The 14,377-nt window shown below is 40.1% G+C and carries 11 protein-coding genes, 1 pseudogene and 1 riboswitch; of the genes and pseudogenes, 7 read left to right on the top strand and 5 right to left on the bottom strand.

Going from position 1 to position 14,377, the window contains the following annotated elements:
• The first annotated feature begins 162 nt into the window (after positions 1-162).
• From GH754_RS00570 to GH754_RS00550, 5 genes are all read left to right on the top strand, one after another.
• Positions 163-1,893, top strand: a complete 1,731-nt coding sequence (locus GH754_RS00570) for a phospho-sugar mutase (protein WP_153726790.1) — start codon at positions 163-165, stop codon at positions 1,891-1,893.
• A 162-nt stretch (positions 1,894-2,055) separates the two neighbouring features.
• Positions 2,056-2,138: riboswitch (cyclic di-GMP riboswitch) on the top strand.
• A 42-nt stretch (positions 2,139-2,180) separates the two neighbouring features.
• Entirely contained in the window at positions 2,181-2,345 is a 165-nt protein-coding gene (locus GH754_RS00565) for a hypothetical protein (protein ID WP_153726789.1), read from the top strand.
• Positions 2,346-2,509: 164 nt separating this feature from the next.
• Entirely contained in the window at positions 2,510-4,030 is a 1,521-nt protein-coding gene (gene adh / locus GH754_RS00560; protein ID WP_153726788.1) for an aldehyde dehydrogenase, read from the top strand.
• A gap of 35 nt (positions 4,031-4,065) precedes the next feature.
• A complete protein-coding gene (locus GH754_RS00555; protein WP_153726787.1) occupies positions 4,066-4,398 on the top strand; it encodes a DUF779 domain-containing protein in 333 nt (110 codons plus the stop codon).
• 283 nt (positions 4,399-4,681) lie between these two features.
• A complete protein-coding gene (locus GH754_RS00550) occupies positions 4,682-4,924 on the top strand; it encodes a hypothetical protein (RefSeq protein ID WP_153726786.1) in 243 nt (80 codons plus the stop codon).
• 52 nt (positions 4,925-4,976) lie between these two features.
• Here the strand turns inward: GH754_RS00550 and recQ are convergent, their stop codons facing one another.
• Positions 4,977-7,142, bottom strand: a complete 2,166-nt coding sequence (gene recQ, locus GH754_RS00545) for a DNA helicase RecQ (RefSeq protein WP_153726785.1) — start codon at positions 7,140-7,142, stop codon at positions 4,977-4,979.
• 321 nt (positions 7,143-7,463) lie between these two features.
• Between recQ and GH754_RS00540 the strand changes: the two genes are divergently transcribed.
• Positions 7,464-8,357 carry a PucR family transcriptional regulator gene (locus GH754_RS00540; RefSeq protein ID WP_153726784.1) on the top strand — a complete coding sequence of 298 codons (894 nt, stop codon included), beginning with the start codon at positions 7,464-7,466 and terminating at the stop codon, positions 8,355-8,357.
• A gap of 612 nt (positions 8,358-8,969) precedes the next feature.
• Here GH754_RS00540 and sda read toward each other — a convergent pair.
• A pseudogene (sda, locus tag GH754_RS19530) lies at positions 8,970-9,092 on the bottom strand (sporulation histidine kinase inhibitor Sda); the annotation flags it as partial.
• A 383-nt stretch (positions 9,093-9,475) separates the two neighbouring features.
• Here sda and GH754_RS00530 point away from each other — a divergent pair.
• Positions 9,476-10,579 (top strand): ABC transporter ATP-binding protein, encoded by a 1,104-nt coding sequence (locus GH754_RS00530; RefSeq protein ID WP_153726782.1) that lies wholly within the window; start codon positions 9,476-9,478, stop codon positions 10,577-10,579.
• Between the two features lie 196 nt (positions 10,580-10,775).
• On the opposite strand, the gene GH754_RS00525 is transcribed toward GH754_RS00530, so the two are convergent.
• Genes GH754_RS00525 through GH754_RS00515 form a run of 3 tightly spaced genes read right to left on the bottom strand, consistent with a single transcriptional unit; the run spans position 10,776 to position 14,277 of the window.
• Complete coding sequence (locus GH754_RS00525) at positions 10,776-11,786, bottom strand: Gfo/Idh/MocA family protein (protein WP_153726781.1); 1,011 nt, start codon at positions 11,784-11,786, stop codon at positions 10,776-10,778.
• Positions 11,787-11,798: 12 nt separating this feature from the next.
• Positions 11,799-12,770 carry an ABC transporter permease gene (locus GH754_RS00520; RefSeq protein ID WP_153726780.1) on the bottom strand — a complete coding sequence of 324 codons (972 nt, stop codon included), beginning with the start codon at positions 12,768-12,770 and terminating at the stop codon, positions 11,799-11,801.
• On the bottom strand, positions 12,763-14,277 hold the full coding sequence (locus GH754_RS00515; protein WP_228550083.1) for a sugar ABC transporter ATP-binding protein: 1,515 nt from the start codon (positions 14,275-14,277) through the stop codon (positions 12,763-12,765). Before GH754_RS00515 ends, GH754_RS00520 begins: the two co-directional genes overlap by 8 nt.
• Positions 14,278-14,377: the final 100 nt, after the last annotated feature.

Genomic DNA, 14,377 nt, shown 5'->3' with positions numbered 1-14,377 from the left:
GTAATGGTACCAGTTTTAAACCGTGTAATCCATTTTTAAAATTACAACCCCCCGCCAGCGACTAGCAACAAATCTCGACAAATGCTAAAATAATGGTAATGATTGAGGAAATAAAGCCTGATACTGGGCATTTTGGATGGGAACTTGAACAGGAGGAATACCATGAGTTGGCAAGATGATTATATACGTTGGAATGAATTTGAGGATTTGGAGCCTCATTTACGTAAGCAATTAGATGAAATAGCTGAAAATGAAAACGCTTTGGAGGAGGCCTTTCATAAGCCCCTATCCTTTGGTACAGGAGGGATGCGGGGAGAGCTCGGTCCAGGGACCAATCGTATGAACCTTTATACCGTTCGGAAAGCGGCTGAGGGTTTGGCTAAATACATAGAAAATCAAGGTGAAGAGGCAAAGCAAAATGGTCTTGTGGTAGCGCATGATTCTCGCCATATGTCACCGGAGTTTTCATTAGAAACGGCTAAAGTAATGGGAGCTCACGGAATTAAAACATACTTGTTTACTTCCCTTAGACCAACGCCTGAATTATCTTTTGCCGTTCGTCATTTAGGGACTGCGGCCGGGGTTGTAGTGACAGCGAGTCATAATCCACCAGAATATAATGGTTTTAAGGTCTACAATGAAGATGGGGGACAGGTTCCACCCGCCCAGGCTGAGGAAATCGTTGAACTGGTGAATGCGGTTGAAAATGAGTTAGCGATTGATGTTTTGGAAAAGGAAGAATTGGAGAAGCAAGAGCTATTAAAGTGGATTGATGAAGAAGTGGATCAGGCCTATTTGGAAAAGCTTCAAACCATTTCGTTAAATCCTGAGGTAATTGAGCAACAGGCTAATAAATTAAAAATAGTCTTTACCCCATTACATGGAACGGCTTTAAACCCAGTTGTAAATGGCCTTGAAAAATTAGGCTTTAAACAGGTGACAGTCGTAGATGAGCAGGCGAAACCAGATCCAGAATTTTCTACAGTGGCATCGCCCAACCCTGAAGAGCATCAAGCGTTCACGATGGCAATTGAGTACGGGAAAAAAGTAGATGCAGATATTTTAATTGGAACTGATCCTGATGCTGACCGGCTAGGTGTTGCGGTAAAAGGTGATGATGGTGAATATACGGTGTTAACCGGGAACCAGCTCGGTGGATTGATGCTGGATTATATTTTATCTAATACGCCTTATCTACCTGAGAATGGCATTATGATTAAGACTATCGTGACTTCTGAATTGGGAAGAGCGGTTGCAGATCACTATGGCGTGGAGACACTAGATACTTTAACTGGATTTAAATTTATCGGTGAAAAAATCCGTGAATTTGAGCAGTCTGGTAAGCATCAGTTCTTATTTGGTTATGAGGAGAGCTATGGTTATTTAATTCGGGACTTTGCTCGTGATAAGGATGCGGTGCAATCGGCACTCATGGCAAGTGAAATGGCTGCTTATTGGAAGTCAAAAGGAAAGACGTTATTTGATGCACTTGAAATGATTTATGAACGACAAGGGTATTATTTAGAGGATCTTAAATCCCTTACACTTAAAGGAATTTCTGGTACAGAGCAAATTGAAGGAATTATGAATGATTTTCGGGAACGGCCTTTAGAAAAGGTGGGAGATATATCGGTGGTAGCTGTTGAGGATTATGCATCATCTGAGCGTACACATTTAGCAGATGGTTCAACAGATGAGATTGATTTGCCAAAATCGAATGTGGTGAAATTTTTACTAGAGGATGATTGCTGGTGCTGTCTTCGTCCATCAGGTACCGAGCCAAAAATTAAGTTCTATTTTGGTGTGAGGGGCGATAACCGTAGATCAGCTGAAGACCGATTAGATATGGTGAAAAATGCTGTCATGAGTCGGGTGGATAAGTTAATTAAATAAGCTTTTGGGAGCCTTTACCATTTTTCATGGTAGGGGCTTTTTGCTCTGATATCTACATATATCGACTTACACAATTACCATTTTTAACAAATTTGTTGTGATATTTAAGAAAATAAGCCTATTACATTTCCTTCTTTTCTATAAGATAATAAGATTAACAAGCGTTCGAAAAGGCAAAATCATTGAAAAATGATGACGCAAAGCTAGAGGGGCTACGGTGTTAACTATGCTCGCCAGCTACCGAATACGATCTCCATCGTGTGATCGACATCGAGGAGGAATGGAGTGTGAAGAGGTTATTTTTTCAGTTGAAGACTAAATGGCATACGTTTAAATACAATGAATTGAACGTGGTAATTCCAGACTGTTTAGACGACCAAGTGAAAAAGGAATTGATGGAAAAGAAAGACTATCATGAAAAAGCAGCATTACGATATATATTGAAATCATAAGGCGCCATGTCGGCGTCTTTTTAAATGTTTTGCCCCTCTATATGACATTGTTTTCCAAAAATAAGTCATAATTCAAAACACCCTTCAATATATTGTATTGAGGATTTTTCGTACAAGATTTTACACCATATTTGAAAGCGATTACATATTAGAGGGGGAATTTGATGAAATTTGAAGCACCTAATCGTTCAGGGGCTGTCGTAGAGTTTCGGAAGCGTTATGATAATTTTATTGGGGGGGAGTGGAAGCCACCGGTAAACGGGCAATATTTTGACAATGTCACACCTGTTACAGGAGAGGTATTTTGTGAGGTGGCACGCTCGACAGCTGATGATGTGGAGCTAGCCTTGGATGCAGCCCATGAGGCCGCGCCGAGCTGGGCAAAGACTTCACCAACGGAACGAGCTAATATGCTGAATAAGATTGCGGATCGAATGGAGGAAAATCTGGAAAAGCTAGCCGTTGCGGAAACGTGGGATAATGGTAAGGCTGTTCGTGAAACCATGGCTGCCGATATTCCACTGGCTGTTGACCATTTCCGTTATTTCGCCAGTGCCATTCGTTCACAAGAGGGTGGCATCAGCCAAATTGATGATGATACGGTTGCCTACCATTTTCATGAGCCGTTAGGGGTTGTTGGGCAAATTATCCCGTGGAACTTCCCAATTTTGATGGCGACTTGGAAGCTTGCACCAGCATTAGCAGCAGGTAACTGTGTGGTCATGAAGCCAGCTGAGCAAACACCAGCCTCGATTCATGTTTTATTGGAGTTAATTCAGGATTTAATTCCAGCTGGGGTTGTGAATGTAGTGAACGGCTTTGGCCTTGAAGCAGGTAAACCACTAGCATCCAATAGTAGAATTGCTAAGATTGCTTTTACTGGGGAGACGACTACAGGACGTTTGATTATGCAATATGCGTCTGAAAATATTATCCCGGTTACATTGGAGCTTGGTGGTAAGTCTCCAAATATTTTCTTCAAAGATGTAATGGACCAGGACGATGCATTTTTAGATAAAGCCATTGAAGGTATGGTGATGTTTGCGCTGAATCAGGGGGAAGTTTGTACGTGTCCTTCTCGTGCGCTTATTCATGAGTCCATATATGATGAATTTATGGAAAGAGCGTTGAAGCGAGTTGAAGCAATTAAAATTGGTCATCCGCTGGATACGGAAACGATGATGGGTGCACAAGCTTCAACTGAGCAAATGGAAAAAATTACGTCATACTTAGATATTGGCAAGCAAGAGGGGGCTGACGTTTTAATTGGTGGTGAGCGGAACTCCCTTGGTGGTGAACTAGAGAAAGGCTTTTATGTAAAGCCGACTATTTTCAAAGGGAACAACAACATGCGTATTTTCCAAGAGGAAATCTTTGGACCAGTGCTTTCCGTAACAACCTTTAAGGATGATGAGGAAGCACTTGAGATTGCCAATGATACTCTATATGGATTAGGTGCGGGTGTCTGGACGCGTGATTTCCATAATGCTTATCGGTTTGGGAGAGAAATTGAGGCAGGCCGTGTTTGGACGAATTGCTACCACGCTTATCCTGCTCATGCTGCCTTTGGTGGCTATAAAAAGTCCGGAATTGGGCGAGAAAATCATCAAATGATGTTATCTCACTATCAACAAACAAAGAACTTGCTCGTAAGCTATAGTAAGGATGCTCAAGGGTTCTTTTAACTGTGAGCGAATTTTTGTCGAAGGGGTGTGAAAGATTGACTGAGAAGGAGAAGGTGTTAGCAACAGACGCAGCCTTAGAGCTTATTGATTTGTTAAAGGAAAAGCACGGTCCTTTAATGTTTCACCAATCAGGCGGCTGTTGCGATGGAAGCTCTCCGATGTGTTATCCACGGGATGAATTTCATGTAGGAAATTCAGATGTATTACTAGGTCATATTGGCGATGCACCCTTTTATATGTCTAAGGATCAGTACGAGTATTGGAAACATACACAGCTCATCATTGATGTAGTGGACGGTCGTGGGGGTATGTTTTCCTTGGAGGGACCAGAGGGGAAACGGTTTTTGACGAGGTCAAAAGTATTTTAATAGGGAGCCAGCATTTCCTGAAAGTATGGGGAATGCTGGTTTTTTAATGCACTTGGTAAAATTACAATTTAAAAAATATTTGAGGCGCATAATTGGAATATACATGATAGCTTTAAAGTTTTTGATCTCGTTTGTGACCATGATTTCCCTATTTTGGCCGTTTAACTTTTTCTGAAATGCAGGGTATAATGATGAGGAGATAAAAGGGTTTTTAAATGGATTGCAATCTACTAAGATTTGAAGTTTATGTGATATAAAAAATAAATAGGGGGGAGGGAACAAAGTGGAGGAATTTGTTAAACTAGTAACATCGAAACTTGATTTGATTCATTCAGACGTAAGTGAATTGAAGTCGGATGTAAGCGGTCTGAAAACAGATGTAAGTGAATTAAAAGAAGGGCAAGAATTCATAAAAAAACAAGTTGCCGAAAATACAGAATCCATAGCTAAACTCACATCCTTAACTTCAAGGGTTTCTGATTTAGAAACAGATATGAAGGTTGTCAAAAAAGCAATTGCAAAGTAACAGTAAAAGGGGGCTAACTCATGAAGAGTCAGCCCCCTTTTGCTTTTGCTTGCTAGCTTGAAAGTACTTGATTTTTGTTCAAAACAACCTGAATCATAAAATAATCAATCTCTTCTGGTAGTGCCTCTTTTATTGGCTTGAGTCGATCTGTACCTACTCGTTCACATGTTTCGATAATTAGCTTTTCTTGTTCATCAGAATATATTTCATGCCAGTTTAGCGTATATCCTTCTTGAATACAACGAATTAGATGCTTTTGAATTGTCATAGGTGAATAGTTTCGTTCAGTGGCAATTTCTTTAATGGCCATGCCCTGTTCATGATATAACTTATAGGAAATGACATAGCTTGGTGTATCTCCAAACTGTTCATCTATTGTACTCTTTTCTTTGATCGTCGTTACGGTTGGCTGATTGCTTTGATTTCTTACTGGAGGCGTAATCTCATTTTTTTCAACATAGGATTGTATGGCCTTTATAAATAACAGTCCATATTTTTCAAACTTAGTATTCCCGACTCCTTTAATGTTGAGCATATTCTGCTCGTCCATCGGATAATAAGTTGCCATCTCCTTTAAGGTGACATCAGAGAATACAACATACGGAGGGACAGATTCCTCATCGGCAATTTCTTTACGAATGGATCTTAGGATTTCAAACAGCTCATTGTTCTCCTCGGATTTTTGCTCCTTCACAATGGTCATTTTTTTGTATATCGAAGCCTCACCCTTTAGGACTGCAACAACCTTTGAGGTTAACTGCACCACTGGGTATTTACCCTCCGTCAATTTTAGATACTCTTCGGCTAACAAATAATTGATTAGGCCTACAATATCCTTTTCTCGGTATTTTCTCATTAGTCCGTATGTGGATAGCTGTTCAAATCCGAGTTCTCGAATACGCTTGTTTTTGGATCCCTTTAATACCTGTGCTACAAGTGTAACTCCAAAGCTTTCATTCATCCTTTTAATGCATGAAAATACCATTTGTGCTTCTGTGGTAATGTCCGTTTGTTCTCTAGAATCGGTACAGTTACTGCATCGTTCGCAATCATTCGTATCCTTTTCGCCAAAATAATGTAAAAAATAGGTTTGCAGGCACTGTTCGGTATGGCAATATTGGACCATTTGTTGAAGGCGTGCATATTCATTCTTTCGCTGATTTTCCTGTAAATTACTTTCTTCAATTAGAAACTTATGAATCTGCACATCCTGGGGAGAGAAAAGTAGGTAGCATTCACTTTCTTCTCCATCTCTCCCGGCTCTGCCAGCCTCCTGATAATAGGATTCAATGTTTCTCGGCATGTTATGATGAATGACAAATCGTACGTTTGATTTATCAATCCCCATTCCAAAGGCATTAGTGGCGACCATAATGGAGGTGTTATCAATGATAAATTGCTCCTGTGCTTCCTGACGCTCACTTTCCGATAAGCCAGCATGATATTTAGCAACCGATATATTTTTCTTTTTTAAATGCTCATAGAGAAAATCGGTTTCCTTGCGGGTGGAGGTGTAGATTATGCCCGATTCATTTGGTCGACGTTCAATATAATTGACAATAAAGTCACGCTTGTTTTCCCCTTTTAACACGTGAAAGGATAGGTTTTCACGCGCAAAAGTGGTAAGTACAGTGTTGTTAGGTTTAATTGATAATAACTTTTCGATGTCAGTGGCTACCTCAGTTGTTGCAGTAGCTGTAAGGGCAACAATGACTGCACGTTGATTAAGTTCCTGGATAATCGTGATAATGGATCTGTAGCTTGGTCGGAAATCGTGCCCCCACTGGGAAATACAGTGTGCTTCGTCAAAGGCGATGAGAGAGAGTTCAATAGACTCAATAAGCCGTATAAAGCTACTTGACTCGAATCGCTCTGGTGCCACAAAAACCATTTTGTATTGCTGGTTACGTATGTCCTCAAGCCGTTGGTTCATATCTTCTGCTGATAGACTACTATTAATAAAGGTAGCAGTTATTCCATTGGCTTGGAGGGCGTCCACCTGATCCTTCATGAGTGAAATTAAAGGTGAAATAATAATGGCCGTTCCAGGTAACAGGAGAGCTGGAATTTGATAGCAAAGAGATTTTCCGCCACCAGTCGGCATAATGCCTAATGTATTTTGGCCGTTCAGTATATGTTCAATGATTTCCTTTTGTCCGGTACGAAAAGTCGAGAAGCCATAAGTCTCATTTAAAATTTGGGTCGCTTGATTTAACATGATTACCTCCTAAAAAGGTGGACGAGCCATTTTATCGTGATCCGTTTTGTGCTGGCTATATTTTATCACTTGCTAGGCCTAGGAGTACAGAAACGAAAAATGGAAATTAGACTATAAACCTAACACAATAAAGGTATTTTACTTACGGAAAGTAACATTATAATCAAACTTCCACACCCCAAAATAAAATTTCAAATCAATTTCTTTACCGCTTTAAAGCATCGGGGGACAGTCCCCAAGTGCTTTAAAGCGGTAAAGTTTTAGGCGGTATGGGGGTTTCTTGTTATAATGAGAAAAAAGTGGATAAAGTGAGGACGTTTTATGGTGTTGCGTAAATTAAAGAGGTTATTTCCTAGCCTTGTAGTGTGGGAGCCACATTTGGAATTGGATTTCGATCAATACATATGGTTGGAGCCAGAGGCAGGTCAAAGGATAGGGATCAAGAAGGCCGAATTATCGGAGAAAGATATTGAAATACTGTCGACATTCTTGCATAGAGTTCACGTTGAGAAGCGTCAGCTAACCGACCGCGAAGAGCTATGGTATCAGATTTTAATAGAAAATAATCAAATTGTTTCGCAGCCACATGGTTTGGACAGCTTTCGATTTGTTTTTTTTCAAATTGAATCGAATCAAATAGACGAACATTTATTAGAGGAAGGGTTGAAGGGCATTTTCTCTGCACCTGTCCCGCTTCTTTGGTTTGATTCACAATCTGGCATTCTGATAGAAGAGTTTTCAACAAAGGATCAGGAACCAGTTGATTTTGATGAGGTTATTGATGTGTTAATGAGTGATTTGTACCTTAAAATACAACTTTTTGTGGGAGAACAAGGGGATGATTTAAATCAGGCTAGCGCTGAGTTTCAATGGCTGAAGGATGCAGCTGATTATGTATTTACTCATTCTGTTCAGCGGGTTTCCCATTTAAAGGAATCGATTCCTTTATTACTTGTGCGGCAACTTCAAGATGAGGAGAGGGTAAGATTATCGAATATACTGCTTAAGGGTGCCAAAAACGATGAAGAATTGTTACGGACGATACGTATCTTTTTAGAATCCAATTCGAACGCTTCGGAGGCTGCTAAGAAAATGTATATGCATCGTAATAGTCTGCAATATCGAATTGATAAATTTATTGAAATAACTGGGATTGATATTAAGTCATTTGAGGGTGCTGTTACAACCTATTTAGTATTAAAAATGCTGGAGTAATCTCCAGTATTTTTTTATGCCTAAATTGATGTCTAGGCTTTTAACGGTCTGAAATGAATTTCAGCCTTTAGACCGAAGAAAGTTCGTGCTCGTTGCCGTTAAGAAAGTTGGTGGAAGTGGATATACTTAAGTCAACAAAGAAAAAGAGGTGAGAATACATGAACATTTACGAAATGGAACAAATGATAAAAGATAAGCGTGTTAAGTAAGGTGAAGGTATTTGTTAAGAAAAAAGAGAGGAGGCCGATCAGAGATGAATATTTACGAAATGGAAAAATTAGTTGAAACTCGCCGTGTGTAACTCTTAATTTAAAAAGAGGTGATAATAATGTTATTAATAAGTGAATTTAGCCTGGCTTATGAAGTAGCAAGTAGCGGGTGAAGTAGGATGGAGGTCGTTGTGGTCAATGGTAGATAAAAATTTAGCAAATGAATAAATCCCTTTTCTTCAATAAATTTTGGTTGAAGAAAAGGGATTTTTATATGTTCTTTTCATGGGATTTCATTAGTTTTCTTATTGAGTGGTTTTTCGGTAAGACGGCTTAGTACTTTGTTGTGGAGGTGGTGGTTTGTCATAATGGTGGAATCTATAACGTTGATGATCGATTGTTTGCTAATACCTCGAAAATCAATTTCTTCTTTTAATAGTTTGATAAATTCTTCATCTAACTCTAGTTCTTTTGCTTTTTGAAAGGATTGGATAAGCAGTTCGTCTGATAGGTTTCGAAAACCCACAATCAACACCCCTCACTCTATCTATTTAACTACATCATCAAGTAGTTCTTGGTGTGACCTTCAGTTTCGTTGCTAACCAAGGCCCGCGAAATACTATTGAGGAATAATTTGTTAATTAATCAGTTCTATTATACCATTTAAATTGATTTATTTCGACATTATTTTAAAAAAGCTCGTCATCCCCTACCGCTTAAATAGATACATATGCCTATCATCCTTTAACGCTTTATCAGAGCGGGGGACAGACCCCCGTTCCTTTAAAGGGGTAAAGTGCACAAATGGTGCTAATATTTTTGTGCAGGTTGTCTATTCCTTTTTTACTACAGTTTCGGTAGACTAATAGATAGAAAGTAAAACGCTTACATTTTAAGGGGGAACTCAAAATGGCTGATGTAAAATTAGATCATGTATATAAGGTTTATGATGGAAATGTAACCGCTGTTAAGGATTTTAATTTAGATATTAAAGATAAAGAGTTTATCGTGTTTGTTGGACCGTCTGGTTGCGGTAAATCAACAACTCTACGGATGATTGCTGGTTTGGAAGAGATTTCTGATGGGGATCTCATCATTGATGAAAAACGTATGAATGATGTAACTCCTAAAGACCGTGATATTGCGATGGTATTCCAAAACTATGCCCTTTACCCGCATATGAATGTATACGATAACATGGCGTTCGGTCTAAAGCTTCGTAAGTTTGATAAAAAGGAAATTGAACGTCGTGTTAATGAAGCGGCGAAAATTCTTGGATTAGAGGACTATTTAAAGCGTAAGCCGAAAGCTCTTTCCGGCGGTCAGCGTCAGCGTGTTGCACTTGGTCGTGCGATTGTTCGTGATGCGAAGGTATTCTTAATGGATGAGCCTTTATCCAACCTTGATGCGAAATTACGTGTACAAATGCGTGCGGAAATTCAAAAGCTGCACCAACGCTTACAGACAACTACCATTTACGTTACCCATGACCAAACAGAAGCGATGACAATGGCGACAAGATTGGTTGTCATGAAGGATGGTGTGATCCAGCAGGTTGGTACACCTAAAGAAGTCTACGATGTGCCAAACAATATTTTTGTCGGTGGATTTATTGGTTCACCAGCCATGAACTTCATCAATGGTACATTGACTGAGGATGGTCATGTGAAAATTGGAGAAGAGGTTCAAGTGAAGGTGCCTGAAGGAAAATTGAAGCAGCTTAAAGAGCAAAATTATTTAGGTAAGGAAATCGTGTTAGGAATTCGTCCTGAGGATATTCATGATGAACCCGTATTTATCGAATCTACGCCAGAAACCAAGTTAACAGCATCAATTGATGTAGCAGAGTTAATGGGTTCTGAGACCATCATTTATTCAAAAGTAGAAGGTCAAGACTTTGTTGCACGTATTGACTCCCGAACGGACGTTAATGGTGGAGATCAAATTGATGTAGCCTTTGATATGAACAAAGCGCATTTCTTTGATAAAGAAACGGAAGAGCGTATTCGTTAATTTGATAGCTTCCTTATACAAAACCCCTGCCCAAATAGTGTGGGCGGGGTTTTGTTGCGGCTTAGCACTTTAACGCTTTACTAGAGCGGGGGACAGTCCCTCACCGCATTAACGCTTTACCAGAGCGGGGGTCTGTCCCCCGATGCTTTAAAATGATAAAGAGCCAGCACTCCCCAAATGTGCTGGCTCTTCCCAATCATTCACCTAGTATTTTTTCGATCACTCGTAGGGAGCTTAAGGCGTCGGCTCCGCTGACGAGTGGTTCTTTGTCTTGGATGATAGATTCAACAAAGGCGTCAATGACTCCTGTTGAGGTTTGGTTGTCATTCGTTTGGATCGGCTCAAGTTGATATCTCACAACCTCGCCATCCTTCGTTTCTACAATTAACTGATCTTCAGGGTGATGATAGATTTTAATGATTCCTTTTTGACAATAGATGGTGGTCGAATTGTCTTCTTCGCCATAGTAGGTCCAGGAGAATGATGCCGTTCCAATCCGGCCTTTTTTCGTACGTAAGGCGCTGACCACGTTATCACATACCTCAATCGGTTCCCCGTTTTCATCAACTTTATCAAGTGCACCGGTAAATGCATGGGCATCGACAACCTCGTCATCTAATAAATAATGGATTAAATCGATTTTGTGGATCCCCAAATCCCCGGCAACACCGGAGTGAGAGCGTTCTTTTTTGAAAAACCAAGTAGAATTCGATTTATTCACGCCCCAATGTTCAGGTCCTTGGTGGCCAAAGGAGGTTTTAAATGTTAAGACCTCGCCAAGCTCCTTGGAAGCAATCAGCTCCCGTGCTTTTTGATGGGCCTTCGTAAAACGCTGATTATGGTCGACCATTAATTTTTTCCCTGACTTACGCTGTGCCTCAACCATTCGCTCAGCCTTTTCCACACTGACAGCAAGAGGCTTTTCACACAGAACGTGTTTGCCGCTTAGTAATGCTTTAGATGTAATGATGTGGTGCGTTTCATTGGATGAACAATCACTGATTGCCACAATTGATGGATCTTTCAATAGCTCATCAACTGTCTCCGCAACACAACCATTGAATTCTTTTGCCAGTGCCTGTGACCTTTCGAGGTTCCGGTCATAAAACACTATTTCTTCCACATATGGGTTTGCATAATATTCAGGTGCATGTCGAAATCTTGTAATTGAGCCACACCCGATAATGCCAACTTTGATCGTTTCCATGAGAAGTCCTCCTTAGTCTCTTTTTTGGAAAAGTACTGCAACGATAATAATTAACCCTTTGACAAGACCTTGCAGGTGGGGGGAGATATTCAATAGGTTCATCATATTGTTTAAGACCCCTAATAATAGAACCCCGAATAATGTCCCAATTACTTTTCCTTTTCCGCCTGTCATTCTTGTACCACCGATGATAACAGCAGCAATGGCATCAAGCTCATAAAGGTTTCCAGAGCTTGAAGATGAAATGGAATTTAAGCGAGATGTTTCAATTAAAGCGGCAATTCCGACTAAGAATCCGCATAATGTATAGACGCCAATCTTGATCCGATCAACGCGAATGGCTGATAAAAGAGCAGCTTTTTCATTGCTTCCCAAAGCATAAACATAACGGCCAAAACGAGTTTTCTGCATCAAAATGTATATCAAAATAGTTAAACCTAAAAAGACAATAATCGGCGTATCAACCATTCCAAGTGAGCTATTGGAAATATTCATAAATCCATCGACTTCTGCTGATTTACTACCGCCATCAGATACATACAACGCGATTGATCGGGCACCAGCCATCATTCCGAGCGTAGCAATAAAGGAAGCGATTCGTCCCTTGGATACTAATATTCCGTTTAAAAGGCCAGCCATCGCCCCAACGGCTAGAGCAGTCAGCACTCCGACAAAAATACTTTCAGATGCGTTTAACGCTAAAACAGAAAACACACCAGCCATCGCCAACACAGAACCGACAGACAAGTCAATCCCGCCAGATAGCATGACGACTGTCATTCCCAATGCGATGATACCAATCGTGGATACTTGCATTAAAATGTTCAGTTGGTTTTGAAGATAAAGGAACCGGTCATTCATGAAGGCTGCGACGATAAATATGATGATGAACGCAATGACGACACTATATTCACTCCAAAGCCAAGAAAAATTAAGTCCTCTATTTGTTGTAGTTTGATTATCATTAGTTTTTATATTAGCCAACGTTCTCCGCCTCCTTTTTGGCACCGGTTGCATATTCCATAATCAATTCTTCTGTTACATCCTCTCGATTAAAACGGCCTGTAATTTCCCCTTGGAACATAATGTTGATGCGGTCGCAAATACGTAACACCTCAGGGGCTTCAGAGGATAAAACAATAATGGCTTTCCCTTGGTCTGCTAGATTCATAATGTGTTGATAGATTTCATTTTTCGCTCCAACATCAATTCCTTGAGTCGGATTATCAAAAATAATAATATCAGCGTTGACCTCGAGCCACTTTGCAATGACAACCTTTTGTTGGTTACCACCACTGAGAGAATCAATCGTTACTTTTGGGTCGTGCACTTTTATGTTTAATTGATTCTTGTAGTCGTAAAAGGTCTTCTGTTCATGTTTTGCATGGATAAGTCCATTTTTTTCAAAGTGTCCCATGGAGGATAAGCTCATGTTTTCAATTACATTTAAATCCTTAATAATCGCATTTTCTTTCCGGTTTTTTGGTACCAATCCAATCCCAGCTTGAACAGCTTTTTTAGGGTGATTTATTTTAACGGGACGTCCATTTACCTCAATGACGCCATCATATTTTTTTCGAAATCCAAAAATACTTTCAAAGAGCTCAGTCCGACCATCACCAGCAAGGCCTGTAAAGCCAACAACCTCACCCTTAGCTACTTCAAAGTTGATATTTTGAAAAAGACTTTCACTTGTCAGCTGCTTAACGGTTAATACAGGGTCTCCAGCTTTATTCTCGTGATGGAACGCTTCAGTTGAGACGGACTTTCCTACCATTAGCTGTGTAATTTGACCAAGGTCTGTGTCCTTCATCCAACCATTGCCAACAAAATGGCCATCGCGTAAAACGGTGTAGCGGTCGCATACAGCTTGAATTTCCTTGAGTTTATGAGAAATATAAATAATGGAAACACCTGAAGACTTTAACGAGCGCATTAGTTCAAAAAGTCGATCCACTTCATTGTCCGTTAACGAGGTGGTCGGTTCATCCATGATAATGACCTTGGAATCTCTTAAAAGAGATCTTGCAATTTCAATCATCTGTTTATAGGAAGTTTCGAGGTCTCGCACGTACGTTTTCGGGCTAATATGGACCCCTAACTTCGACAATATTTCCTCTGTTTGACGGCACATTTCCTTGACATCCAGTATGCCCCATTTGTTACGGAGCTCTGAACCTAGAAACATATTTTCATAGATAGTGAGGTCAGTAACGACATTCAATTCCTGGTGAATAAAACTTATGCCTTGTTTCTGAGAAATACGGGGGTTTTCCATTTTGATTGTCTGTCCATTTAGAATGATTTGACCATCATCAGGCTGATGCACACCACCTAGGATATTCATGAGCGTAGATTTTCCGGCCCCATTTTCCCCAAGTAATGCGTGAATTTCACCTTTATGTAATGCAAAATCGACCCCATGTAGAACCTCTACCTGATTAAACGATTTTTTAATTCCATTCATTTCTAAAATGGTTTCTTGTTCCAACGCCTTTCCCCCCTTTGTTATATGTAGGTTTTGCTAGCTTGATGAAAATAGGAAATACGATAAATGCGTTACCATCTATCGTATTTCACTATTGGTTTAC

Origin of the sequence: Salinibacillus xinjiangensis (genome assembly GCF_009649735.1) — a bacterium.
Taxonomy (GTDB): domain Bacteria; phylum Bacillota; class Bacilli; order Bacillales; family Alkalibacillaceae; genus Salinibacillus; species Salinibacillus xinjiangensis.
The sequence above is the reverse complement of the archived record's forward strand: the minus strand, read 5'-3'. Positions and strand labels throughout refer to the sequence as shown.

Coding starts and splice junctions, on each gene's coding strand:
- GH754_RS00570 (WP_153726790.1), top strand. CDS start 163: ATGAGTTGGCAAGATGATTATATACGTTGGAATGAATTTGAGGATTTG.
- adh (WP_153726788.1), top strand. CDS start 2,510: ATGAAATTTGAAGCACCTAATCGTTCAGGGGCTGTCGTAGAGTTTCGG.
- recQ (WP_153726785.1), bottom strand. CDS start 7,142: ATGTTAAATCAAGCGACCCAAATTTTAAATGAGACTTATGGCTTCTCG.
- GH754_RS00540 (WP_153726784.1), top strand. CDS start 7,464: ATGGTGTTGCGTAAATTAAAGAGGTTATTTCCTAGCCTTGTAGTGTGG.
- GH754_RS00530 (WP_153726782.1), top strand. CDS start 9,476: ATGGCTGATGTAAAATTAGATCATGTATATAAGGTTTATGATGGAAAT.
- GH754_RS00525 (WP_153726781.1), bottom strand. CDS start 11,786: ATGGAAACGATCAAAGTTGGCATTATCGGGTGTGGCTCAATTACAAGA.